24 protein-coding genes and 1 tRNA gene are annotated in these 25,903 nt (G+C 43.4%); 10 read left to right on the plus strand and 15 right to left on the minus strand.

Translation table 11 applies throughout. The features are described 5' to 3' along the window. Nucleotides 1-8: 8 nt before the first annotated feature. Together MAMP_RS01510 and MAMP_RS01515 are read left to right on the plus strand one after the other, a co-directional pair. Nucleotides 9-200 carry a DUF3012 domain-containing protein gene (locus tag MAMP_RS01510; protein WP_007144203.1) on the plus strand — a complete coding sequence of 64 codons (192 nt, stop codon included), beginning with the start codon at nt 9-11 and terminating at the stop codon, nt 198-200. Next, a complete protein-coding gene (locus tag MAMP_RS01515) occupies nt 190-939 on the plus strand; it encodes an HAD family hydrolase (protein WP_007144204.1) in 750 nt (249 codons plus the stop codon). Before MAMP_RS01510 ends, MAMP_RS01515 begins: the two co-directional genes overlap by 11 nt. Nucleotides 940-946: 7 nt before the next feature. On the opposite strand, the gene MAMP_RS01520 is transcribed toward MAMP_RS01515, so the two are convergent. Further along, nucleotides 947-2,017: an SEL1-like repeat protein gene (locus MAMP_RS01520; protein WP_007144205.1), complete on the minus strand. Its 1,071-nt coding sequence runs from the start codon at nt 2,015-2,017 to the stop codon at nt 947-949. A gap of 179 nt (nt 2,018-2,196) precedes the next feature. Here MAMP_RS01520 and MAMP_RS01525 point away from each other — a divergent pair, with 179 nt between their 5' ends. From MAMP_RS01525 to MAMP_RS01540, 4 genes are all read left to right on the plus strand, one after another. After that, nucleotides 2,197-3,855, plus strand: a complete 1,659-nt coding sequence (locus tag MAMP_RS01525; RefSeq protein WP_007144206.1) for an autotransporter family protein — start codon at nt 2,197-2,199, stop codon at nt 3,853-3,855. Between the two features lie 106 nt (nt 3,856-3,961). After that, on the plus strand, nt 3,962-4,423 hold the full coding sequence (locus MAMP_RS01530; RefSeq protein WP_158005151.1) for a gluconate 2-dehydrogenase subunit 3 family protein: 462 nt from the start codon (nt 3,962-3,964) through the stop codon (nt 4,421-4,423). Beyond that, nucleotides 4,416-6,092: a GMC oxidoreductase gene (locus tag MAMP_RS01535; RefSeq protein ID WP_007144208.1), complete on the plus strand. Its 1,677-nt coding sequence runs from the start codon at nt 4,416-4,418 to the stop codon at nt 6,090-6,092. Before MAMP_RS01530 ends, MAMP_RS01535 begins: the two co-directional genes overlap by 8 nt. Next, entirely contained in the window at nt 6,064-7,173 is a 1,110-nt protein-coding gene (locus MAMP_RS01540) for a hypothetical protein (RefSeq protein WP_007144209.1), read from the plus strand. Before MAMP_RS01535 ends, MAMP_RS01540 begins: the two co-directional genes overlap by 29 nt. A gap of 26 nt (nt 7,174-7,199) precedes the next feature. Here MAMP_RS01540 and MAMP_RS01545 read toward each other — a convergent pair. The 3 genes from MAMP_RS01545 to MAMP_RS01555 form a co-directional block, all read right to left on the minus strand. After that, nucleotides 7,200-7,276 (minus strand) — tRNA-Asp (locus MAMP_RS01545). Between the two features lie 122 nt (nt 7,277-7,398). After that, nucleotides 7,399-9,150 carry a 30S ribosomal protein S12 methylthiotransferase accessory factor YcaO gene (gene ycaO / locus MAMP_RS01550; RefSeq protein WP_040576127.1) on the minus strand — a complete coding sequence of 584 codons (1,752 nt, stop codon included), beginning with the start codon at nt 9,148-9,150 and terminating at the stop codon, nt 7,399-7,401. 68 nt (nt 9,151-9,218) lie between these two features. Next, complete coding sequence (locus MAMP_RS01555) at nt 9,219-9,947, minus strand: plastocyanin/azurin family copper-binding protein (RefSeq protein ID WP_007144211.1); 729 nt, start codon at nt 9,945-9,947, stop codon at nt 9,219-9,221. A gap of 298 nt (nt 9,948-10,245) precedes the next feature. Here MAMP_RS01555 and MAMP_RS01560 point away from each other — a divergent pair, with 298 nt between their 5' ends. The 3 genes from MAMP_RS01560 (at nt 10,246) to MAMP_RS01570 (ending at nt 16,059) form a co-directional block, all read left to right on the plus strand. Then, nucleotides 10,246-11,547 (plus strand): DEAD/DEAH box helicase, encoded by a 1,302-nt coding sequence (locus MAMP_RS01560; RefSeq protein WP_007144212.1) that lies wholly within the window; start codon nt 10,246-10,248, stop codon nt 11,545-11,547. 246 nt (nt 11,548-11,793) lie between these two features. Continuing rightward, nucleotides 11,794-12,876, plus strand: a complete 1,083-nt coding sequence (locus MAMP_RS01565; protein WP_007144213.1) for an efflux RND transporter periplasmic adaptor subunit — start codon at nt 11,794-11,796, stop codon at nt 12,874-12,876. Between the two features lie 12 nt (nt 12,877-12,888). Further along, complete coding sequence (locus tag MAMP_RS01570; RefSeq protein WP_007144214.1) at nt 12,889-16,059, plus strand: efflux RND transporter permease subunit; 3,171 nt, start codon at nt 12,889-12,891, stop codon at nt 16,057-16,059. A 25-nt stretch (nt 16,060-16,084) separates the two neighbouring features. Here the strand turns inward: MAMP_RS01570 and MAMP_RS01575 are convergent, their stop codons facing one another. The 4 genes from MAMP_RS01575 to MAMP_RS01590 all read right to left on the minus strand — a co-directional run bounded on the left by MAMP_RS01575 (nt 16,085) and on the right by MAMP_RS01590 (nt 20,717). Further along, the gene (locus MAMP_RS01575; RefSeq protein WP_007144215.1) at nt 16,085-16,525 is read right to left on the minus strand and encodes a GNAT family N-acetyltransferase; all 441 of its coding nucleotides are present in this window, start codon (nt 16,523-16,525) and stop codon (nt 16,085-16,087) included. A 182-nt stretch (nt 16,526-16,707) separates the two neighbouring features. Then, nucleotides 16,708-19,095, minus strand: coding sequence for a TonB-dependent receptor (locus MAMP_RS01580; RefSeq protein WP_007144216.1), 2,388 nt, complete (start codon nt 19,093-19,095; stop codon nt 16,708-16,710). 72 nt (nt 19,096-19,167) lie between these two features. Continuing rightward, nucleotides 19,168-20,169, minus strand: coding sequence for a FecR family protein (locus MAMP_RS01585; protein ID WP_007144217.1), 1,002 nt, complete (start codon nt 20,167-20,169; stop codon nt 19,168-19,170). Further along, complete coding sequence (locus MAMP_RS01590) at nt 20,169-20,717, minus strand: sigma-70 family RNA polymerase sigma factor (protein ID WP_139031871.1); 549 nt, start codon at nt 20,715-20,717, stop codon at nt 20,169-20,171. Before MAMP_RS01590 ends, MAMP_RS01585 begins: the two co-directional genes overlap by 1 nt. 205 nt (nt 20,718-20,922) lie before the next feature. Here MAMP_RS01590 and MAMP_RS01595 point away from each other — a divergent pair, with 205 nt between their 5' ends. After that, nucleotides 20,923-21,273, plus strand: coding sequence for a VOC family protein (locus MAMP_RS01595; RefSeq protein WP_007144219.1), 351 nt, complete (start codon nt 20,923-20,925; stop codon nt 21,271-21,273). Nucleotides 21,274-21,292: 19 nt separating this feature from the next. Here the strand turns inward: MAMP_RS01595 and MAMP_RS01600 are convergent, their stop codons facing one another. The 7 genes from MAMP_RS01600 to MAMP_RS01630 all read right to left on the minus strand — a co-directional run bounded on the left by MAMP_RS01600 (nt 21,293) and on the right by MAMP_RS01630 (nt 25,875). Further along, a complete protein-coding gene (locus MAMP_RS01600) occupies nt 21,293-21,724 on the minus strand; it encodes an MgtC/SapB family protein (protein ID WP_007144220.1) in 432 nt (143 codons plus the stop codon). 48 nt (nt 21,725-21,772) lie between these two features. Next, nucleotides 21,773-22,297, minus strand: coding sequence for a lipocalin family protein (locus MAMP_RS01605; protein ID WP_007144221.1), 525 nt, complete (start codon nt 22,295-22,297; stop codon nt 21,773-21,775). Nucleotides 22,298-22,396: 99 nt separating this feature from the next. Then, nucleotides 22,397-22,792 (minus strand): MAPEG family protein, encoded by a 396-nt coding sequence (locus MAMP_RS01610; RefSeq protein ID WP_007144222.1) that lies wholly within the window; start codon nt 22,790-22,792, stop codon nt 22,397-22,399. Nucleotides 22,793-22,796: 4 nt separating this feature from the next. Next, entirely contained in the window at nt 22,797-23,819 is a 1,023-nt protein-coding gene (locus MAMP_RS01615; protein ID WP_007144223.1) for an alpha/beta fold hydrolase, read from the minus strand. 50 nt (nt 23,820-23,869) lie between these two features. Beyond that, entirely contained in the window at nt 23,870-24,337 is a 468-nt protein-coding gene (locus MAMP_RS01620; protein WP_007144224.1) for a DM13 domain-containing protein, read from the minus strand. 23 nt (nt 24,338-24,360) lie between these two features. Next, complete coding sequence (locus MAMP_RS15595; RefSeq protein WP_007144225.1) at nt 24,361-24,834, minus strand: DUF4124 domain-containing protein; 474 nt, start codon at nt 24,832-24,834, stop codon at nt 24,361-24,363. Between the two features lie 36 nt (nt 24,835-24,870). Continuing rightward, a complete protein-coding gene (locus tag MAMP_RS01630) occupies nt 24,871-25,875 on the minus strand; it encodes a class 1 fructose-bisphosphatase (protein ID WP_007144226.1) in 1,005 nt (334 codons plus the stop codon). Nucleotides 25,876-25,903: the final 28 nt, after the last annotated feature.

Consider the following 25,903-nt stretch of genomic DNA (forward strand, 5'->3'; position numbering starts at 1 on the left):
GAAACAAGATGAAATCAATAAAAATGGCTTTATGCTGCGCCACGTTAATTGCTGCATTTTTCATGATAACCGCCTGTAGCCCAGAAGTAGGCAGCGAAGACTGGTGCCAAATGATGAAAGATAAAGCCAAAGGCGACTGGACTGCCAACGAAGCCGCTGACTTCACTCGTTACTGTATTTTCCCAAGCAATGACAAATAAACTCTACGCGCTGGATTTTGATGGTGTTATCTGTGATAGCGCTATAGAGACTGGCATAGCAGGTTGGAAGGTTGCCCTGAAAGTATGGGCAGATATGCCAACTGAGATGCCTGATGATTTACTGGAAAAATTCCGGCAAGTGCGTCCAGTCATGGAAACAGGTTATGAGGCCGTGCTTATCATGCGACTGCTGTATGAAGGCATGTCTGCTGACACACTCATGTCTGCATTTCATCATCAGATTGAAGCGTTGATGATCCGCGATGATATGTTTGTCGATGAACTGAAAGAAGTTTTTGGCTCAACACGCGATGAGTGGATTAGGGACGACTTTGATAGCTGGATTGCTATGAACCCATTATTTGAAGGTATTGCTGAAAAACTTCGGACCATTCCAACGGATAATCTAGTGATTATCACTACAAAACAGGAACGCTTCGTTGATCATATTCTCAAAGCGAATCAGATTTCACTGCCAATAGCACAGGTTTATGGCCTGGACAGAAATATGAGCAAACAACAGATCCTCAGCGATCTGCACGCCGAAAAACCGGATATGGAGATTGTTTTCATTGAGGATAGACTTCCAGCACTGATAAATGTCATCACTGAAGACGGTCTGGATGATATCAAGCTCTATCTGGCGAGTTGGGGCTACAACACCGCTTCAGATAAGGAAAGTGCAAATAATATCGACAGAATCTCTGTTATCCAACTCTCAGACATGGCACTACTTTGATACAAATTTAGTGCTGGTGAGGAACCTTATTGTAGTGTTTGTGTGGCGTATCGTGATTTTCATCAAACCACTGCTGGGCTAACTGACTGGCTTGCTGTCTCTGCTCTGCACTTAACGCAGCCGCCACAGCTGAACGATAGTAATGGGCATCTTCATGTCCGCTAGAAGCGGCTAAATCAAACCACTTATAGGCTTCGAGAAGATTCTTCTGCTCACCATCACCACGTTGGTTCATCAACCCCAAATAAAACTGTGCATTTCGGTCCCATCCCTTCGCGGCAACATCAAACCAGTGTCTTGCCATTAAATTATCCTGACTGCCTCCTAGCCCTAGATAACTCATAAACCCCAACATAAATGCTGCCTCAACACTATTATTCTCTTGGGCTTTTAGAAACCAGCTTTTTGCCTGTACATGATCTAAAGCAGCACCATCCCCATCAAATAACATTTTTGCTACACGATATTGTGCATTCGGATAACCAGATTCTGCTGAGCGTTTAAACCAAGAATAAGCGCGTTTTGTGTCCTGCTTAACACCAGAACCACTCAAATAGAGAAGCCCAAGATTGAATTGGGCCTGACTATGTCCTTGTTCACCGGCTTTTTCAAACCAGTCAGCGGCAGCTTTGAGATCTTTTTCAACACCCTGTCCATTCATTAACATGGCACCGACATTAAACTGAGCCACGGCACTGCCTCTTTCTGCAGATTTTTTAAAAAGTTCAAAGGCTTTCTTTTGATCTCTCTTTACGTCTGGCTCATTCCCAGTGTAGTAAAGCATTCCCAACGCATAAGCCGCTTCATCATGGCCTTTTTGCGCGGCGATATCTAACCAGCTCATTGCAGAATCGTAATCTGGCTGGCCCAGCTTTCCTGATAGCAGTAACGCCCCAAGATTATATTGGGCTTCAATATTTCCCTGCTTGGCAGCAGCTAACCAGTTCTGCTGGGCAGCCTGATAATCGCCTTTTTGCGCTGCATCCATGCCTTCGGAAAAACTATCAGCATGAACAGCAACGAAAATATTAGAAATGACAAGAATCACTTTTAAAAAAAACAAAAATATTTGTTTCAAATTTTATCCTTTTGAACCGATAAATATAGACATAAAAATCTAATGAGCAATGCTGAGAAATCTTAACGAAAATATAAACTATCTCACATTAGATCATGTGTTTTTTACAAAAACATACCTATAATATTTTCCAATCTCAACAAAATCTATTGGACGAGATTTGGTAACGGAGCAGCACCATGGTCAAATTCTTTTTACGTTTTACGTTCTTTTCTCTTCTTATAGTTTCATTCTCCGCTAATGCTGGTCACTTGTTTACCCAAGGCTCAAGTAATACGCCTATCAACCTGAAGTCAGGTCAAGGTATTGAAATAACCCAATTATCATACGAAAGCGCTGGAGCAAGTGGGCTTGTTGATATTCATTTTCTGGGTACTGGAGTGGATAATAATGTTTCATGGTCAGCTGGAGACAGTTTAAAAGTAACCATCGGCTCATGGAGTCAAACTTTTAGCTATGACACTTTAGCAACTGACTTTTCGAATGTTACACAATCAGCATCATCGTTTAGAGCAACTGACCCCACGCTAGCAGCCGCCAATATTACCCCTTCTGGTACAACTACTTTTACTATAGAAGCGACCTCAGGTCAGTTCACCTTTGATGGCTACCGTATTTCCGTAAATGGTGCGAGATATAATGGCTCTAATTCAGGCCCTATCGATCAATCTCAAGTTGTTTCCTCATCTACTTTTCAGTCCAACGCCGGATCAAATCAGAAAACCGGGGTTGGGCAACACTTAGATCAAATTAGTGGCAACGTTGGAGGTAAACTCGATGATTTCATCACACTGCTCGCTAGTCAAACACCAGAAAAGCAACAGGAAGTTTTAAAAAGCATCTCACCGGAACAAAGTCAGGCATTAGGTCAATCTGTTAATAATACGGTTTCCGGAAGTTTCGACACCGTTCAGGTACGCCTTGATTCGCTCAGGCTGGGTGGTACAGATGTCCAAAACCTGAATCATTCATCAGGTTTATCCTCCGGTGGAGTTCTTGATGGCATATTAGAGCGTCATGCTTGGGTCAAAGCACTTGGTGGCAAGTCTAAACAGGATAGTGAAGATGGGTTTGCCGGCGCAGACTCGCGTTATCATGGTGTGATGGGTGGCATGGACTTTACCAACAGCTCAGATCTCACATTAGGTGCAGCCTTTGCTTACGCCCGAACCGATGTCAATATGAATGATTATCGTGATGGTGATGGCGCCGATATTGACACCTATCAATTAACAGCCTACTTCAATCAATCTTTTGAACGTTTTTATGTAGAAGGGATGCTGACATATGCCTACCAAAATTATGAAACCAAAAGAAATACCCATGTTATCGGTGTAGCCAAAGGTGACTTTGATGGTGATATGTTTGCAGCAAGACTGGTTACAGGCATGCCACTCTATCTGGAAACAATCACTGTTACCCCATTTGTCGGCGTTGAGGGTTACCATACAAGACAGCGGGGTTATACTGAGAAAGGGGCTGACTACCTTTCTATGCACATAAACAGTAATGAGTCTAATCGCTTCCGTTCACTTGTGGGTACAAAAGTGAGCAAAGAGTTTGAATTATCCGACGGCAGTATCTTAACGCCGACACTACAAGTAAGCTGGCGTCATGAATTTAAAGAAGATGGCATCACAACTACATCATCATTCTTGGGTGGTGGTGGTCAGTTTGAGAGTGTTGGTCAAAATGTCGATCGTAATACTGGCAGTATTAGTGGCCGGGTTAACTGGGCAAAAACAGATAGCCTGTCACTGGGTGTTGAGCTAGGTGCAGAAGCCTCTTCCGGTTATCGTGCCTATAATGGTCAGCTCTATGCTGACTGGACTTTCTAATCAGAAAACAGTAATGATAAAGGCACCTTAATGGTGCCTTTTTCGTTTATAGCGTGTACTAAATACAGATATGAAACGCCGAGATATAATAAAAAGTGGGGTTGGTTTGGGGTTATTTTTACCCTACTTCTATTTACCAGCAGCTTTGGCTAACTTGTTATCTTTTCAGCAAACACGCACCCTTGTAGCCTTCATCGACGCATTAATTCCGGCTGATACAACACCTTCCGCTTCACAACTAAAACTTCATCAAACCTTGTTACTTCACGCTAAAGAAATAAAAAACTATCCTGAGCTGATTCAGCTTGGTTGTCAGTGGTTAGATAACCAAGCTGACCTCATCAATCAACAGCCGTTTCTTCGTCTTAATGTTCAACAACAAAACCTTATTATAAAAAAAGCAGCAAACAGTGATGAGCTGAGTATCCCTGCACAATTTTTTACTCACATTAGGCAGGATCTGTTTCGTTTTTACTATGCTAATCCAGCCAGCTGGTCAGGATTAGACATTTCACCACCACAACCGACCGGCTATTTAAGCTACTTCAGACCGTTACTTAATGAATAACGCCACACCTTATTATGATGCCGTCATCGTTGGCTCTGGGGCTGGCGGAGGTACTGCTGCCTGGTATTTAAGTCATCATGGCTGGAAAGTGCTTGTAATTGAAGCTGGACCATATTTCCACCCTGAAAATGATTATTTAGCTGCCACTAGTCAGTGGGAGTCACCCTTCCCACAAAAAAAACTTAGCCAGGGAAATTATAGCTATGCGGATATGCAATTACTTTCTGAAAAGAATGATGATCTGCGTTCATGGAATCATATTCAAGGGAAATTAAACAAAACGGATCGTCGTATCCCATTTGGCTATCAGCATGTCCAAGGGGTTGGTGGTAGCTCACTTCATTTTAGTGGTGAAGCACACCGTCTGAACCCTCGCTCAATGAACATGTTTTCAGAATTCGGACTCTCGGCTGACTGGCCAGTTTCATACAAGGAACTAGAGCCCTTCTATAATCAAGCTGAGCAACTGGTTGGTGTGGCAGGTTCGACCATCGATAACTCACGTCCTCGTTCCCAACCTTATCCACAAAGCCCTCATAAACAGAGCTATAGCAGTCAGCTTTTAAAAAAAGCCTTTTCAGAAAAAAATCTGAATCTGATAGAAAACAGTGTCGCTATACTTAGCGCCAATAAACAAGACCGACCAGAGTGCAATTATTGCAACTGCTGCCTCAAAGGCTGCCCACGCGCTGACAAAGGCAGTATTGATGTGACATATATACGAATGGCAAAGGCAAGCGGACGCTGTGATATAAAAACCGGCTGCTACGTCACACAAATTGAGGCTGATAAAAACGATAAAGTAAAAGGTATTTACTATATCGACAATGATGGCGTTGAACACTTCATTTCAACACCACATCTTATTCTTGCTGCTGGTGCTATAGAAACCCCCAGATTATTACTAGCATCTGGAACCAAGGACGTAAAAGGTCTTGCCAATGAATCCGGCCAAGTCGGAAAAAACTTCATGGAAACCATTTTATGGACATCAAATGCCATTTTAGATGCTCCACTTGGCAGTCATCGTGGCCTGGCTGTCGATAGTATTTGCTGGGACTATAATCAGCCTGACAGTATTCCGGGCATTATTGGGGGCTGTCGTTTTTCGCCTTCTGTAGCTGAATCAGATCTTATTGGTCCAATTAACTATGCTCAACGAGTAGTTGCAGGCTGGGGACTAGAACACAAACAACAGATGAGAAAACAGTTCGGTCAGGTATTATCGCTGAGTGGTATAGCTGAAAGTCACACACACCCCAAAAGTTTTATCGATCTCGATCCAAGTATCAAAACCAGACATAAACAACCAGCAGCAAGGATTCACAGTTATATTGATAAGATGACCACCAAGCGCATACGGTTTATGGCAGAGATATGCAGAGATATCCTAAAACAAACTGGAACCACGGATATTTTTGAAGAATTTAGTTGCTACGATATTTTTAGTAGCTCTCATGTGTTTGGCACATGCCGGATGGGTAATGACCCAGAGCAGTCTGTCGTCAATCAATGGTGTCAAAGTCATCGCTGGAACAACTTATATATTGTTGATGGTAGCGTGTTTCCAAGTTCAGGCGGTGGTGAGTCACCCGGTCTTACTATTCAAGCAATAACCTTACGAGCAATGAAAAAACTACATGAAACCAAAAAAAGCACTTCGCGGTAATCGGTCCGGTTATATTCTGTCTGAAAGCCTCGATTTTTGGATGACAGGCGGTGTATCCATTGTTGTGATGTTTTTATTGTTGGTCTATATCTTTTTTACTGGCGTCCCACAATCTACAGCTAACATTACCAGCATCTTAGGCACTGCCATTGTGCTACAGCTACTCATTAACTGGCCCCATTTCATGGGTGCTTATCGACTTATTTATACTCCAAAAAGTAATATAAAACGCTACAAGTCAGCCACTATTTATATCCCATCAGTACTTTTATTAATCTTAATAGTTGGGTTAGTCACCAGTGAGCCAACCGAAGGAACTGTATCGCTATTTTCTGTGAATCAGGATGTCACCTATTTTTGCTGGCTCGTTGCTGCCTTCTATCTTGCTTGGCATTACACCGGACAGGCTTGGGGGATGATAGCGACTTACAGCAAATTGAGTCAGTTGACGCTGAAAAAAAGTGAACGGCTTACACTTCGTTTAGGGCTAAGAACCTTGCTTACATGGCATGTAATCTGGGGAGCTCAGGATCTACCTGCAGAATGGTTTGGTGGTGTTTTACATGCCAATATTGATATGTTGCTGAGCTTGGTCAATATCGCTGCTTGTCTTGCCTTTTTTGCCTCATCGATGGTGTGGTATGGCGTTTACCTTCGAACAAAGCGAATTCCAGATAAACGTATACTCGTCTCGTGGTTATCGATTTATTTATGGTATTTCGTATTATTTTTTATGCCAGAAGCATACTTGTTGGTACAAGCATCTCACGCATTACAGTATCTACCGTTTCCAATGCGTGTTGAGTTAAACCGTCGACAAGCAAATTTAGGTGATATCAAACAATTTGCATTAAAAGCCTGGGCTATAAAATATTACGTATTGCTGCTCAGTGCCGGTATCGTCTTTTTTTACTTTCCGGAATTTATCTCTATCGAAAACCAACAATTTACATTTGCAGTACTGGTTTCAAGCTTGATAAATATTCATCATTATTTTGTTGATAGCTGTATCTGGCGGATTAGCAATGCAGAAGTCAGGCATGAACTTTTCGCTCATTTAGAAACAAAAAATGTGAAATAAACTTGGGGAAAATAGGTAAGGAATAATGGCGGAGCGGACGGGACTCGAACCCGCGACCCCCGGCGTGACAGGCCGGTATTCTAACCAACTGAACTACCGCTCCACTATCCTTCTTGGCAGACGAAAAAACGTCTGTTGGCCGAAGAAGCGAGAGAATATACAGCAATTTTTACAAAGGTGTTAGTGTTTCATGTAAAAATTTTTTCTCTCACCTTTAAATCGCTCTTAATCCTTTTTATCCCAGTACGCTTTTTTGGCTTTTTGAAGTTTTTCATAGCCAGCCAACAGTGCATTATGACGTTCAAAGCCATGCAGGCTCAGACCAGGTGTATGTAATTGATGGAAAACTGTTTTTGCATCAACGATAGCGATGCCATCTTGCACATTTTGCTCACCGTACATTAAGGCCAAATACTGCTGATAGTCTTTATATTCACGCTCATCATCCCATTTGATGTCCAGTAACGCTTTTAAGCAGCGATAGAAGCGTAATTGCGCCTCGTCGCCTTGCCCCAGCGACAAACACCAGTCCACCCACTCCAATGCCTGCTCATCTTCCAAAGCCAAACACAACATCAATTTGATTTCACCTAAGCGAATGGTTGACCACAAAGTGCCAGGGTCAGGCGCTAAACCGATAAACTGAGCAACCGGTGTATGGTCGTTATAACCACCATCTTCCAAAGCCACTAATAACTCTCTCCACTGCTCTTTGGTACGAAATTTCAGTGATAATAAGTCTTCGCGAAATAAGGCGCCTTCATTATTATTTTCCCAGAGCAATTCATCCACTGGATAGATATCCGACATCCCTGGCACCAGAATACGGCAAGCGTAGACATCCAGATGCTCATAGTCGGCAATATAGATATCAAACCCCATCTCATGAATGATATCGGTCAGATAAGTAAACTCATCGCGGGTAGGCGCATCGTGATCCCAGTCATAGAATTCGTAATCTGGCGCATCACGAAAAAAGTCATAGGAGACATAACCACTGGAATCTATAAAGTGCATTTCCAGGTTTTGTGGTGATGCCACCTCTTCCATGTCAAATGTCGGTGGATGGAACACATCCAGTTGGTCCAGACCTCTACCCTGAAGTAACTCAGTGACCGTTCTTTCTAAAGCCACTTCAAAGCTGGGATGAGCACCAAAAGAAGCAAACACAGAACCATCTTTCGGATTAATCAAGGTCACGTTCATCACCGGGAACTGACCACCCAGTGAGGCATCAGCCACTTTTAGGTGATAACCATGTCCCTCAAGCTCTTCTAATGCGGCTTTAATTTTAGGAAATCGGTCGATGACGTACTGAGGCACTTCCGGTAAACAAATCCCTTCCGCGATGATATGGTTTTTGACATAACGCTCAAACACTTCAGACAAACCCTGAACACGAGCCTCATTCTGGGTATTGCCTGCTGACATACCATTGCTGACATAGATATTACCGATGATATTGACCGGGAAATACAGGGTTTCGTAATCACGCTGACGCACATACGGCACCGCGCATATGCCTCTTTCACCAGCACCGGAGTTAGTATCAAATAATTTCTCTGCCGTCAGCGCTCTTTCTGGATCAAAGTGATCCCATAAGCCTTCATCTAATAAGCCTTCAGGCATCTCACCATCATTGGAAACAAACCAGCGCTCATTCGGATAATGCACAAAGGGTGCCTGGCTATGCTGCTCACCTAAATAAAAATCAGCAAAAAAGTAATTACAGCTGAGGCGCTCAAAATACTCACCCAAGGCACTGGCTAAACAGGCTTTAGCAGAGCTGCCTTTACCATTGGTAAACATCAACGGACAGGTTTTATCCCGTATGTGTACAGAATAAACATGACTGACCGGATTCAGCCACGAGGCTTCTTCCACATCAAAACCAAATGCCTTTAGCTTTGCTTGCATGGTCGCAATACTGGTTTCCAGATCACGATCTTTACCCTTAATAAATGTTTGCTCAGTCATCATTTCTTCCAAAAAATAACCCCCTGCCCGGTACGAGCAGAGGGTTGATTGACATCATCAGCTGTTTCTTACATTTTTTCAGCGGCAGCAATGGCTTTTTTCACCAGACGTGCTGCTGCACCTTTTGCATCAGCCGCTTTGATTTGATCCAGATTGACAGGGTTACCCACAATAATGGCCCCCCCCATGCCAGCACCAAAGTGAGGCGTGCATTTGTAAACATAAATCCCTTCAACCGTGAAGGTGCGCTGATAGTTTTCACCCATTTGTGAATGCCATGCTTCAGCACCTTCTGGAATCAGACCTTCCAGAGATTGGGTGTCATGTGTAGGCATATTTTCCCAGGCGACTTTATCGCCAGGTTGAATTTGAATCACCAAAGGTTCGTACTTCAGACCGACCGCAGTCACGATATGTGTTTTTGCTTCGGCAGAGGCTTGTTCTTGTTCTGCAGGAGCCGCTTCTGCTTGGTCTTGTTCAACCGGCGCTGTCGCTTCTTCAGTCGTATCCGGTTCTGCTATCGCGCCTTCATCTACCACCGTTTCAGGCACAGCTTCATTCGCATCTTCCATATGCTCGGTAACTGTCTCATTCACCCCACCGACTTCATTTTGTGCCAGTGGCTGTGTTGATTCATCTTTAACTGAGGCTGGTGCAACAGCATCATCAGACTTATTAGATGAGACATTGGCGTAACGTTCTTTACTATCGTTAACAAACACTGTGGAGACAGCCGCCACAACAAAGATTGCTAGTAACGCAATCACAATAGCAATTAAAATCGATTTTTTCTTCATGATTCCTCCTGGATAAAAATTCATAGGTGAATGATAACATTCTCAACTAACGATTTAGTGTAGAGAAAACAATATTCTCATTAAAACTCTGTCATAATTGCATCTATAGAACTCGTCGTTACCTGAATTCATGGTAAACAATCAGTTCCATGTGTTAACAGACGTTCTGGCATTACCTCCGCTTTTACATCACTTTTTGTCGATGTAACAAAACCGTGACTGTTAACCTTATCCAACGACACACGCTGAATAATGCGAAGACGCTGTTTTCACTATAACGCTTTATATTGAGTAAATTATGACATTTTCCGAGTTAGGCCTCATTCTGCCACTGCAACGTGCCGTCACAGAATCAGGTTATACGACCCCTTCTCCAATTCAAGCCAAAGCCATTCCTGCGATCATGCAGGGTAATGATGTGATGGCTGCTGCCCAAACGGGCACCGGTAAAACTGCAGGGTTTACCTTACCACTTCTGCATAAACTGTCTGAAGGCAAACCAGCCCGCGCTAATCAGGCGCGTGCCCTTGTGTTAACACCGACGCGTGAACTCGCCGCCCAAGTCGAAGAAAGCATTAAAACTTACGGTAAATATTTACCCTTACGTTCAGCTGTGGTGTTTGGTGGCGTTAAAATCAACCCTCAAATGATGCAAATGCGCCGTGGCGTTGATGTATTAGTGGCCACACCTGGACGTCTTCTGGATCTTTACCAACAAAATGCGATTCGCTTTGATGAGTTGGAAGTCTTGGTGCTGGATGAGGCAGATCGTATGCTGGATATGGGCTTTATTCATGATATCCGCAAGATCATTAATATGTTGCCGCAAAAGCGCCAGACCTTGCTATTTTCAGCGACATTCTCTAATGAGATCCGCGAGCTGGCAAAACGTCTGGTAAAAAACCCAGTTGAGATTTCTGTTGCGCCGGCGAATACCACCGCTAAGAAAGTGAAACAGTGGATCATTCCTGTTGATAAAAAACAAAAACCGGCGCTACTGAACCAACTCATTCAGGATAACAACTGGTATCAGGTGTTAGTGTTTTCGAAAACAAAACATGGCGCCAATAAATTAACGAAATATCTGGAAGATCACGGCCTGAAAGCTGCGGCCATTCACGGTAATAAAAGTCAGGGAGCAAGAACACGAGCGCTGGCTGATTTTAAGTCCAATACGATTCAGGTATTAGTTGCTACAGATATTGCCGCAAGGGGGTTAGATATTGATCAACTGCCTCATGTCATCAACGTTGATCTGCCCAATGTGGCTGCTGATTATGTTCACCGAATCGGCCGAACTGGCCGTGCTGGAGCTACTGGAGAAGCGATATCATTAGTCAGTGCTGATGAAATTGATCAACTCAAAGATATCGAAAAACTCATCGGTAATAAACTTGAACGAGAGTATGTGGATGGTTTTGAACCGACACATGATGTGCCTGATAGTTACAGCATTACTAAAAAAGCTCCCTCTAACCGTAGTCCGGCAAAACGCCGTCCAGCTAGAGCAAATGCTGACAATGCAACGCCAGCAAAACGACCTGCGCGTCGTCCGCCACGGGCCAAACCTGCCAATAGAACAAATAAAAAACCACGATAAGACTGATATATTCAGACGCAGAGTTAGCCAACACTATGCGTCTGCATAACTCCAACTATGTCAGAAAGTAGTGGATTCATAATAAGACTTTATCAACCATCTCAATTTGTCTGAATTAGCGTATTAGTAAAAAACCACTAATCAATGTAATCTTCGTATCACCATTCTTAACAAATATTTACATATCGGGGAACTAAGCTCTGACTTATCACCTAAGTTAGCGACGACTTGGTATATCGGAATAATATGAAGAATAGTTATTATTTAAAATCAATCTATCTATTTTTATTCGCCCTGTACGGATTTTTAACCATCACGACAGTCTATGCTGAAACTCCTGTATCAGTCATATCGCCAGAAAAATCAAAGGTAAGTGATAACTTAACTCTAAGTGGTACACTCACCGCAGAAAAACAAGCCATGCTTTCACCACGTGTTGATGGCTTGGTGTCGAGTGTTCTGGTTGATGCAGGAAGTAAAGTAAAAAAAGGCGAACTATTACTCGAGTTGGATCCTGCCTTGTCCAAACAAGTTTTGAATCAGGCCAAAGCCGCCACCGCTGAAGCACAAGCGGCTCGGAATGAGGCGCAGCGGCTTGTTGATGAAGCCAAAGGTTTACGTGAAAAAAACTATATCTCCGCCAGTGAAAATGCCAGCCGATTATCCAATCTAAAACTGACCGAAGCAGCACTTATGGCCGCAAAAGCGGCTGAAGCATCAGCACTGGAAGAATTGACTCGACATCGCTTACCAGCCCCTTTTTCAGGCGTTATCAGCGCTAAACTTACTGAAGTGGGTGAATGGGTAAACCGGGGTACAACGGTACTAGAACTGGTGGCAACCAATAAAGTCCGGCTTGATGTCAAAGTACCACAGGAACGTTTTTCAGAAATTAACCGGCAAAATGCGGTGGAAGTCATTCCTGATGTTTTTCCTGATAAGCGTTTTAAAGGGACCATAAATGCCATTGTTCCGGTCAGCGACCCACAAGCGAGAGCCTTTTTAGTACGAATTCTTATCGATACAGGCGACATCAGCTTACTACCGGGTACCTCAGCAAAAGCCATTATTGGCTTGAATGACAATCAACAGAACCAACAGCGAATCATTATCCCCAGAGATGCATTACTTTTACACCCTGACGGTGGTTACAGTGTCTTTGTAGTAAAAGATGGCATTGCCAAACGCCATAAAGTCAGCATCGGCAATCAAAGCAGTCAGGGCGTGACCATTTTATCTGGTATCACACTAGACGACAGGGTTGTCACACGCGGTAACGAAGTTCTGCGTGATGGGCAAAACGTTACCATCGTTGACTCAGAACAATAGTCAGGTCTAGCTATGCTTGAAGCCCCCATCAGAAACGGAAAGCTACTTACGGTTATCGTTCTTATCATTATGGTACTGGGCATTGCCGCAGCAAAACGTATTCCAGTCCAGATGATTCCTGATCTCGATGTGCAAACCATCAGCGTGGTTACCGGCTGGCCAGGAGCAACACCACAGGATATTGAAAAAGAAATCCTCATCGAACAAGAACGCTATCTGCGCAGTGTGCCGAATCTGGCTAGAATGGAATCACTGGCAGATACTGGCCAGGCTACAATCGAGCTGGAATTTCCGTTTGGGGTTGATGTGAATGAAACTCTTATAGAAGTTTCTAACGCACTCAGCCAGGTCTCCAATTACCCAGAAAATGTCGATCAACCGCGGCTATATAGCAGTTCTTTCTCAGAAAATGCCTTTATGTATTTTGCTGTTACCCCGCTGCCCGGAAATCCACTGAGCCTTGATATGGATATGGTCACTGATTTCATCGATGATGATGTCAGACCTCGTATGGAAAGGGTTCCTGGAGTATCTGAAGTTCAACTTCGTGGTGGTGCTGAAAGACAAATACAAATCCATATAGATCCCGCCAAACTCGCACAACGAGGTCTGTCCTTAACTGATGTCAGAGACGCCATTCGTGAACGTAACAGAGATACCTCCGCCGGCGATCTTGACGATGGTAAGCGCCGTTACTTTATCCGGACCGTAGGACGTTTCAAAGATGTTGAAAGCCTTCGAGAATTGACTCTGGCTCATCGCAATAATACGGATATCAAACTCAAAGACGTGGCAGAAGTCAGGCTGGATCACTATGAAGTGCGAGGTTTATCGATAGTCAATGATGAAGCGGCACTGACCATGGCCGTTAAGCGAGAAACAGGCTCAAATGTCATTGATATCAAACAGGCCATGCTGAAAGAAATTGATGAAATCCGCCAGGATCAACTTCATCCTAACGGTTTAACTATTTCCCTAATAGGTGATGACGTTCGTTATGTTCAAGCCTCTGTAGAAAAAGTCACGCAGAACCTGGCTCTGGGTGCCATTCTTGCGACACTTATTCTGTATTTATTCTTACGTTCAGGCAGAGCCACCGTTATCGGCCTACTCGGCATGCCGGTATGCACGATTGCAGCCTTTATCGGTTTACTCGCCTTTGATCGCACGATCAATGTGATCTCTCTGGCAGGGATTGCTTTTGCCATTGGTATGACCGTGGATAACACCATTGTGGTCCTGGAAAGTATTGAACAGGCACGTCGACGTGGATTAGATCGGATCCAAGCGGCCATTACTGGCGTAAAAGAAGTCTGGACTGCAGTACTGGCTTCCAGTATGACCACGGTATTAGTGTTTGCTCCGGTGTTATTTGTTGATGAAGAAGCGGGTCAACTTTATTCAGATATTGCGATTGCGATATCTACAGCTATTTTAGCCTCTATGCTATTTGCTGTTGCCGTGGTACCGGCTGCCTGTGCCCGGGTTGGGTTTGGTGATGATCGTGATCATGGTGATGATTTAAAGCACCCTGGCCCGATTTTAAAAATGGTCAGCTGGCTCAATACCTCACCTTTAAAACGCTTACTTTCCATTGTGATTATTTTTACCAGCACCATGGGCGCTGGCTGGTATCTGCTACCACCAGCTGAGTATTTACCGGAAGGTGAAGAACCCAAAGCCTTCAGTATGATGATTGCTCCGCCCGGCTATAACATACCTGAGATGCGTTTATTGGCAGATGATATCCGCCAGCATTTAAGTGAAGCCTTGCATGCCGATCCACAAAAGTTTGATAACGGTGAACACCGCTTACCTGCACTGAAATATTATTTTCAGCGGATTAATCCAGGTTCGATATGGATTCTGAGTGAACCTGTTCGTCCACAAGATTTACAGGCGATGATGGATGCACTCACGTCGATGTTTAAAGAATATCCAGGAATGCGTGGTTTCTCGAACCGGGGTTCGATTATTTCCAGCAATCAGGGAGGCACACGCGCTGTTAATCTCGATATTTCCGGCGCCGATCAGGAAAGCCTCTACAGCACGGCTGAATACGCAATGAGACGTGCTGAAAAGCTATTTGGCAATCCGCAGATCGAGTCTGAACCTTCAGCACTGTCTCTCGATCAACCCTTAGTTGAAATTCGTCCGAACTGGGATCGACTAGCCGAGATTGATATGTCTGCAGATGATTTTGGTTACACGGTAGCAGCGCTGAGTGATGGCGCTTATGTCGATGAGTTTTTTATGAATGATGACAAAATTGATATGTTCATCTTTAGCACCGCCGGACAAAACCAAACCCTGTCGTCACTGGCTAATGTGCCTATCATGACGCCACAAGGCACGGTTTTACCCTTAAATGCGCTGGCCAATATTGTTGATACGGTAGACAGTGATCAATTACGACGTGTGAATGGTCGTCGTACCGTCACCTTACTGATTATTCCGCCACGAGAAATTGCACTGGAAACAGCGGTGAACCAGGTTCGTACTCAAATGCTGCCAAATATGCAGGCTGAGGGGGAAGTAGCTAAAGGGGTTTCTATCAGTATTTCGGGTGCGGCTGATCAGTTAGATGCTACCCGTGAATCCTTATCAGGCAACCTTGTCATTGCGTTAATTCTTATTTATTTGCTGCTGGTCGCTATCTTTAGTCACTGGTGGTATCCACTACTCATTCTTGCGACCGTGCCCTTAGGTATTGCTGGAGGTATTGTCGGCTTAGCGGCAGTCAATGCCGCCGGGCCTTTACTCAACCTGTTTGGTCTTCCAGCGATTATTCAACCATTCGATATGATTACCATGCTTGGTTTTGTCATTTTGCTGGGTACTGTCGTCAACAACCCTATTCTGATTGTTGAACAGGCACGAAGGAATTTGGAAGATAAAGCAGTATCCGTGCGTGATGCGGTCAATCAGGCGGTTGCCACTCGCTTGCGTCCAATCTTGATGTCAACCGCCACTACCGTGTTTGGTCTGGCACCTTTGGTCTTTATTCCAGGTGCAGGGACGGAGCTTTATCGCGGCGTCGGTATCGTCGTGCTGGTTGGCATTTTATGTTCAATGATCGTCACGCTGACCTTTTTACCCAGCTTGTTAATCACTGTTTTAAACTGGGCTGAACGCTTCTCCGTTAAGAAAACAGAGATTAATGAAGCAACGACGAGAATGTAACTAACACCACTTGTTCTATTTGAATTTATCTCAATGGTTTGCTGACCAGATAATGTGGACCGATGCCGGAAATCATAAACTCCTCGGAAGCCAGCGTATAAGCTGATCGGCGATAAAAACCGATTGCCGAACTTCTGGCATTGGCCCAGATGAGGGTTGCTCCCTGGGATTTCGCATATCGCTCCGCAGCCGTCAGTAAGGCGCTTCCAACACCACCTCCTCGGTATTCCGGTGCAGTTGCCATCGCTCTGATTTGATAGCTATTGCTCTGCTTCAATAAAGGATTATCGTTGAGATAAACCGATACTATTCCAACGATATTCCCGGCTTGATCCACGGCAGCAAAATGTCTTGTGGTGACAGCATCATCGCCCTCAAAGACACATTCAGAAAGCGGTTTACCTGGGCGCAAAACCTGACTTCTTAAAGCATGTGTTTGCTGTGAAGCTATTTCTCTAATTTCCATATTTCTCAACGACAACGGCAATAGGATGATGACTATCAAAAATAAACATAATAAAGGCATCCATTAAACGGCGTGATTATACCTTTTCAACACCAGAGTGAAGCCAAGTGACCAGAACAGCCAAAGCTAAATTATGCTGAAAAAAACGCCTCTGTTGTCTGATAACAAGAGAGGCGGATAATTCAAAAGTCGATGCTGGTTGAAATGGTAAATGTGCGTGGTGCGCCGTAAGCCATGCCGCTCCAGGTATCCACACCTGACCAGTAGTCACGATCAAAGACATTATGGATACCGGCACGAACGGTCACGTCTTTACCTGCCACCAACAGATCATAACGAGCACCTAGGTCGAGTCGGGTCCAGCTGGGGATTTTCTGAGTATTGGCCTGATTAACATATTGTTCACCGGTGTAAATCAAATTTGCCGTCCAGGTTAAAGCTGGCAGCATGGGCATATCCCATTCAGCACTAATATTGGCCTGACGTTCAGCGACACCAACAGGGGTATTACCTTGGGTTGCCGGGTTATTGGTTTTATTTAATTCTGCATCCAGTAACATCAAACCACCTAATAGCCGAACATCTGGGGTTAATTGTCCAAACACATTCATTTCGATGCCGCGGTTGCGTTGTTCACCTGACACAGATGAGATATTGTTCACCGTCTGATAGCTGGGCTTTTCGATCTGGAACAAACTCACTGTTGATGTGAACTCACCAAAATCAATCTTAGCACCCACTTCATATTGCTTGGTTTTATAGGGTTCAAACACTTCCCCCGCATTGGCTGAACTATCGGGCGCAATATCGCCTTTACTCAAGCCCTCACTGCGATTGGCGTAAAACGATACATTTTCCCAGGGTTTAATGACTACACCCACCATCGGTGTTAATGCACTTTCATTGTAGTGTGTGGTGACGGCACCAGTACTGGCATTGAAACTGTCTGATTCCACCTGTTGTCTTCTGACACCAAGGGTCAGTTGCACTCTGTCATCCAACGCAGACAAGGTATCCGCTAAAGCTATCCCTGTTAATCGACTCTCACTGACTCTAGGTGCATTATGCGGATTAGCGACCACAATCTCTGCCTGATCGGTCGGTGAATAAAGATTATTTAAATAGGATGAACTGGCATTGATAGTCGCTTTTTCGAGCTGATCGCGATACTCCGTTAATTGCACAGTCATATTATGATTTATCGCACCCGTATCAAACCAGCCTCTCAAGCCAGCGCTGACGGTATATCTATCCACATTAAAATCGGCATTACTTGGTGTTACGGTGACATCACCATTTGCATTGGTAATGCTGGGATAACCAAATAATCGGGATACACGGGTTTTACCACCGCCGATATCCGCAAAAAAAGTTAATTGGTCATGGATATCGTATTCCGCTTTGAGCAGTAATGACTTGTCATCTACCTTCGACCATTCCCAATCCTGAGTAATATTATGTTCACCATCCGGCGCTGACGGCACACCAACACCACTGGCTAACCATAAATGGCGTAATGGGGCATCCAGATCTTCTTTTTGATGAATAAGATCGGCAGTCATTCTCAGTTTTTCGCCTTGATAATCCAAAGCTAATGCCCATGACTCAACTTCGCGTGATTGATTTTCATGCTCGGTATGACCATCACTGACCGTACCGTTAAATCTAACCCCAAATTGATCGTCATCACCAAAGCGTCGACTCAGATCAAGATGGCCTTTCAGCTGGCTGTCAGAAGCATAAGATGCAGTAAGCCGAGTTAAGTCTTCATCCAGAGCACGCTTGGGCACGATATTGATACTGCCACCCACACTACTGTCTGGTGACATTCCATAGATCATGGATGCCGGGCCTTTTATGACTTCAATTCTGTCCACATAATCTGCCAACACCCGGTAATTAGACGCCACCCCATAGACACCATCAAAGGCGATATCACCTGAGTTACCTTCATTCATAGCAAAACCACGAATACGGAAAGAATCCAGCATGCCACCACTCACATGTGCTGTTCTGACGGAAGGATCAGTTGATACCACATCGGCTATGGTTTCGGCCTGAGTATTGTCGATAAAATCACTGGTAAAGTTGGTCATATTAAACGGCGTGTCCATCACATCACGGTTACCCAAGATACCGACACGACCTTGTTTCGCGACCTGTCCCCCAGCATATTTATCAGTTTGTAAGGACTTTTTTACTTTTTCAGCGTTTATATCAATAGCGCTTAAAACAACCTCATCCTCTGACACCGCTTTAATAACAAAGCCTGTACCGGTATCTTCCGCCTGCAGCTTATGTCCATCTAATAACATCTCTAAAGCGTTCTTCGGCGTATAAAAACCTTTAATCGCTTTTGCTGATTTGTTTTTCACCAGATCAGTATTCACCACGATGGATATCTCTGTCTGGCTGGCAAGTTGGTTGAGACTACTTGATAAAGGACCTGCCTTAATATCAATTGGCTTTTTCTGACTCTCTGCCGCCGTCACAACGGAAAGCCAGCTTAATAAAAACACAAAAAGGCTATAGCGAAACCCGGCTGTTGAAAAAAAACGATAAATAAACATGAGACTCCCTTATTTCATTTGTCTTACCTACTCTGACGAATGACATAAAGAAATCACCACCTTTAACTTCATTTATGTTTTTGGGACGACAGTAATAGCCGTCCACCAGGGAGTGATATGAGTGACTTTTAGCGGGAATGAGTCTGCTAATAAGGATAATGCCGCCTGCGGATTATCAAGCGGCAACACGGCTGAGACATGATAATTCTCTATCTGCTGAGCATCAAAATAGAAATAGCCCTTATGGAAACGGTTCAGAACAGTAAGCACCTCATTTAACGGCATACCATCCACCATCAACTGGCGTTTATTCCACATCAAACTGGCATCAGCAACACTAAAGTCAGAAACCTTACCCAAATGTTCAGCATAAACACGAATCTGCTGGCCCGGCTGAAGGGGCTTAACATCACAGCCTCGTCGCTGACATGTGGCTGCTACAGTGGATTCGATCACTTTCAGTAAGGTGTAATCGCTACGCTTATCCACACTAAACTCTGTACCCAAAGCCGTGAGACTACCGTGTTCTGTTTTGACGACAAACGGTCTTTGTGGATTTTTACTTACCTTGACCCGTATTTCTCCCTTTAATAAATGAATGGTTCGCTGGCTATGATTAAAATCCACATTAATAGCACTATCACTGCTGAGCATAATTACTGAGTTATCTGCCAGGGTGTAGGATTGCCAATCACCGACGGATGTTTGTTTATCAGCCATCATCAGCGTGACTTTATCTGGTAGCCAAACAAACATTGGGATAAAAATAACCATTAATAATACAAAGGTTTTTGCTAAGGTCTGCCAGGAATGCTGATGATATGCTTTGCTGGTTGAGACTGATAATGCAGCCTTTGATGCAGACCGGGGAAACTGTTGGATGTCACCTAAAAGGGTTTGTAACTTATCCACCGCCTCAGCATGCTGAGGATCCTGATTTCTCCAGTCAAGGAAGGCTTTTTTTTGTGTTGTTGACAGTGGATTTTCTTCATCTGACATCAACACAACCCACTCTGCCGCTTGGGTGGCAATGTTTTCTGAATCTGTCATTTCAGGTGATGAACTCGTGACCATTAAAATGTTTCTGTTTCAAACGCCTGCTGACAGGCGACTAAACTCTGAATCAAATACTTCTGCACCATGGTGGTGGATACACCCAGTTTTTGGGCAATGGCAGACTGGGTTAAACCATCAATATGCCTGAGAATAAAAGCCTGTCTGACGTGGCTAGGTAAGGTTTCCAGCGCCTCAGAAATTCTACTAAGTGCATTAATAGCCAGATAAACATCTTCTGTTGATGGTATTGGCTCTGCATCATCCAGGCTAAGTTTTAACTCTTCTAAATAGGCTTGTTCTAATAAAAAGCGACGACGTTTATCAATCAATAAGCGCTTGGCAATCGTCAACAACCAGGGACGAGGTTCTCTGATTTGAGTTAAGTCATTTTGTTTGCTGATGACATTCACAAAGGTGTCATGAGTGAGATCGCTGGCGTTTTGCGAACAGCCTAATTTTTTACTTAACCAGCCCGTCAACCAATAGTGATGATTTTCATACAAAGACGCAATAAAACTGTTTTTATAGCTCGGCTGATCAAAAACAATCTGTTTATTACTCGACATATTAAACGGCTGAACCATATATAGATATTAATGATAACTATTATCATTTAAAAACTATCCCTTATGCAACCTTTTGTTTTTAATAAAAACCGTTATCTGAGTTAATATGAAGCGATTATTGCATTGAATAAGATATGAATTATGTGTAGAAGCAAGCGGATGATCTACATTGAATAGATAAAATAACCAGAGATAATGATAAATAATGAAAGAGGCAGGAAAGATTAACTATCTTGAAATTCCATCGTCGGATTTAGATAAGACCAAAGCTTTTTTCAGTCATGCATTTGGCTGGAAATTTATTGATTATGGTTCGGACTATATCGCCATTGAAGACGCCGGCATTGATGGTGGATTTTATCGATCACCACTGGTCGCGACACCAGAGTCAGGTAGTGTATTGATAGTGCTCTATAGCAACGCTCTGGAGGAAACACTAAAAGACGTAAACGCCGCTGGTGGTCAGATTGTCAAAGACATTTTCGCTTTTCCGGGAGGAAGACGTTTTCACTTCACCGATCTCACTGGTAATGAATATGCCGTATGGTCTGAATAAACGATAACCTCCGACAAACTTATGATTCATCACGCCTTTTCAGATAACTGCCAAACTGAAATATCAAAAAACCAATCAACGATAACACGATAGCAATTTCATACCTTCTGTAAGCCACGGAAAGACCTATCGCACCCGTTAACCAAATACCGGCCGCGTTAGCGGTACCCATCGCTCTACCAGATTCTTTCACTATGGCACCACCACCAATAAATCCCATACCGGTAATCACGCCATACATGACCCGCGCTTCAGCATCACTTCCCTGATAAACATCCATCGCCACCAACATAAAGGCACAACAGGCAATAGACACCAAGGGATAGGTTCTTAACCCGGCACCGCCGGTATCTACATATTCACGATTAAACGCAATAGGCAGTGCGAGCATAAACGCGATACCTATCTGATATAAATTAAACCAAACCTGATCAAAATTAATATCGGGCATAAAAACATCTCTTAAAGGCAGAGTGTCACCATGCCATTAGCAGGCGATCTATTTCAATGATTTTTGTTTCACAAAGATCAGATCATCTGTATCGAAACCCGCCGCTTTAGCTCTATTAATAAAGCGTTGCTTCACCTCTTCAGACACATCCGGAGTCCGTGAAAGTAACCACAGATAATTGTGATTTGGGCCAGAAACAAAGGCGTAACGATAATCATCTTCTAACTCAAATACCACATAACTGCCATAAAAAGGGCCAAAAAAAGAGACTTTAAGATGTCCGGTATGTGGACCTTCGACAAAATAGGCTTTGCCTTCGGCCTGTTTCCACTCCTTATCCTCTTCCGAGTAACCGCGGTTGATCACTTTAACGCCACCATCCCCTTTTAAAGAATATTGCGCTGTAACATTACTTAAACCACGTTCAAAGCGATGATCAAGTCTGGCTACTTCGTACCAGTTGCCGAGATAGCGGTTTAAAACAAAGTTATCTACAGGTGTGACGCCTTTGGGTGTGCCTGTACAGGCTACGACGCTCATAACTAACAAACAAAGCATGCCGATTAGCCGCATATATCACCGTCCTCTCATTATTTTTATGGCTGAAGCAATATGTGTACGACACGAATTGACGCTATTGTTTCCCTTAAAGAAGAAATAAGCTGATGGATCCTAAAAGGCAGTGATTGCTTTCACACCAATATAGATGGCACTAAATAAACCAATCAAAAAAACCAATGAACGATAGGTATCCATATCGAGAATATAAAATAAGGGATGAAAAATTCTACTAAGTAAAAATAAGCCAGCTGGATAACTAAAATCAGCTAGATTAAGTCCAGAGGCATATGCCAGTAAACTCATAGCAGAAAACAGAGTCAGTGACTCCCAGGCATTATGCTGAGCAGCCATAACACGTGCGCCCAAACCGGTCATGTGTGCTTGCTGTGATCTCGGATAATGATTATCAAACTTGCCAAACTGCCTGTAACGGCAATAACCACCTAACACCGCCAGTAACATCGGCAAAATAGCCACGATAAATAAGACCCATAAAATAAACGGCATACATCTACTCGCTTTGTTTAGAAAATACGGTGTTTAATGCGTTTAATAACGCCTGTTGAAAACGTTCAGGTTCCTGAATCTGTGGCGAATGACCTAAATCATTAAACAATATCAAATGTGAATCAGGAATCGCTTTTGCCGTTTTTCTGGCTAATACGGGGTAGTTGCCCAATTGTTTTTTGATATCGTCTGGCACAAAGGCTTTACCGATAGCAGTATTGTCTTTCTCACCAATAAATAGCCATGTCGGCACTGAGAGCTGATCAAATTCATGAACGACGGGCTGCGTTAAAATCATGTCGTAATGAATAGCAGATAACCAGGCTGAGTCTTCTTTATCCGCCCTATACTGTATCATCAGCATATCGACCCACTTCTGATAATCATCACGCCATTGACCCGCGTAGTATGTTTTTTGTTGATAGGCTCTGGCGCGCTTTGTTGTTAGTGTCAGTTGGTTTTTATACCAGTCTTTAATCGACACATATGGCACACCTTTAGCTAACCAATCTTCCAGACCGATTGGATTCACTAAAAATAAAGCATCAACATTATCTGGATACAGCAAAGCATAGCGTGTTGCCAGCATGCCACCCATTGAGTGGCCGACAATGACAGCTTTTTCAATACCCAGTTTATTTAATAAATTCCAGCTATTGGTTGCCAATTGATGGAAGCTGTATTGATAATCAACTGGTTTTGAAGATTTACAAAACCCTATCTGATCCATTGCTATAACCCGATAACCAGCTGCCGCTAGCGCTTTAATTGTCTCCCCCCAGGTGGCAGCACAGAAGTTTTTGCCATGGAACAATACAATCGTTTTCCCATTGGCTTTAGCTGTCGGTTTTATATCCATATAAGCCATTTCCAACTGCTTTTTCTGGCTGGAGAGAGGCATAAACTGTACCGGATATGGGTAGTCAAAATTCTCTAATCTAAAGCCCGTTTTATTATTTGCTGAGACAAAAGAACTGATCAGTAACAGCGTAACAATAAAACTAACTGCACGGCATATTTTCATCATGACTAACTATTTACCTGCTTCTTTGTTGTTTTGGCTTGTGATCATTAACATTAATGATATTTAGCCGCTGTGATAAAGAGATTAAATGACTCACACCAAATCACGACGGCCTGGTAATCTGCCGGATTAATACCTTCTGGTATATCAAGCATAAAGCCATTAAAGGTTCTGACATCACCTATATTTAACATATTATCTTTATTCGCTAAAAAGTCTGTTTTATTCTCAACAAACACGGGTGATAAATACAATTTGTAATCAGGGCCTGGAGAAATCTGCCCATCAAACGCTATTTGATGAGCATTGATATATACCGTACCACTGCCGTAATGCAGAGCATCACTCCCCTCTAGATCGCGCTCAAACTGCCCAGTGAATAATGCTGATGTTGCGACCTTACCAATCTCCGTCATTGACGGTTTATCTGGTTGCGTCAATATGGGTAAAGCATAAATACCTAAGCCAAAACCAAGAACCAACATCATTCCATGCGTTATCAGTAATAATAGCTTTTTCATGGGTTACTCCCTTTTTAACCACGTTACTGTTGCGCAGAAAGCGCTTGTATCTGTCGTTTATTGTTATCTATTTCCTGCTGAAGGCTTTTAAGCTGCTGTACATGCTGCTCAACTATCCCGCGCATATTTTCCAATAATACCGGGTCACGAGTGGCAACTATTCCGTTTCCTACATCGTAGGTTTGATTCTGCAGCTCGTCATATTTTGCTTTGTTTTCTTTTTCCAGTGCGATTTTTTGCTTTTGCAACTCCCTATTTTTTTGCTTGAGCTTATTTATCTGGTAAATACGTGAATTTTCGTTATATGCAGCGGTTCGCTTGTTTTGTTGTTCAATATCTTCTTTTGAAGGTTGGTGAAGTTTGATTTCGACTTTTTCAGACTGAGCATTACAGGGCTTATCCTGATAATGAACTTGTCCATTATCATGACATTTATAAATGTCTGCCTGAACTGGTAAACCAATACAAAGACTGATTAATAATACAAATCGAGACATCCATTGCTCCTAAAATCCCATATATAGCGATAACGCTTACTTATGGTAGGAAACCACCCTTTCCACTTCATTTTTTGAGCCAAGAAAGACCGGGACACGCTGATGGATAGATTCTGGTTGCCGGTCCATAATACGCTCTGTGCCCGTACTGCTGGCACCACCCGCTTGCTCAATGATAAAACTCATCGGATTGGCTTCGTACATCAGGCGTAACTTTCCTCCCTGCTGTGCAATCCGACTATCAAGTGGATACATAAAAATGCCACCGCGTGTCAAAATGCGATAGACCTCCGCCACCATTGAAGCATTCCAACGCATATTGAAATTCTTGTCACGCACACCATCAACACCCTGAACACATTCATCAATATAACGTTTAACAGGCGACTGCCAATAGCGCTGGTTCGACATATTAATGGCAAACTCGGCGGTATCCTCAGGAATCTGCATATTGGGATGCGTCAAAATAAACTCGCCGACCTCTCTATCTAAGGTAAAACCATTCACTCCAAAGCCAGTGGTAAGAATCAGCATCGTGCTCGGACCATAGACACAAAATCCAGCGCAAACTTGCTCTGTGCCTTTTTGCAAAAAATGTTCGTGGCTTGGGTTTTTGATATCTTCAGGACAGGGTAATACCGAAAAGATGGTACCCACACTCAGGTTGATATCGACATTACTGGAGCCATCTAACGGGTCAAAACAGAGTAAGTACTTACCCTTGGGGTAATCCTCAGAAATGGAGATAATGTCATCAATTTCTTCTGACACCATGGCAGCAAGGTGGCCTGTCCAGTTTAAGTGCTCAACCATGACATCATTGGTCAGAATATCGAGTTTTTTCTGATGTTCACCCTGCACATTATTACTACTGGCATAACCTTCAAGGCCTAAAATACTGCTACGGTTAACCAGATTCGCGATTTTTTTGCAGGCGCTGATGACATCATTTAACAGCCCGGTTAAATCACCTGTAGCGGAAGGATGAGCACGCTGCGTTTCAACAAGGAATTGATTAACTGATTGTCCGATATCAGACATAGAAACGTCTCCGTTATTAACACATTAA

It is taken from the genome of Methylophaga thalassica MP (assembly GCF_000214595.1).
GTDB classification, from domain to species: domain Bacteria; phylum Pseudomonadota; class Gammaproteobacteria; order Nitrosococcales; family Methylophagaceae; genus Methylophaga; species Methylophaga thalassica.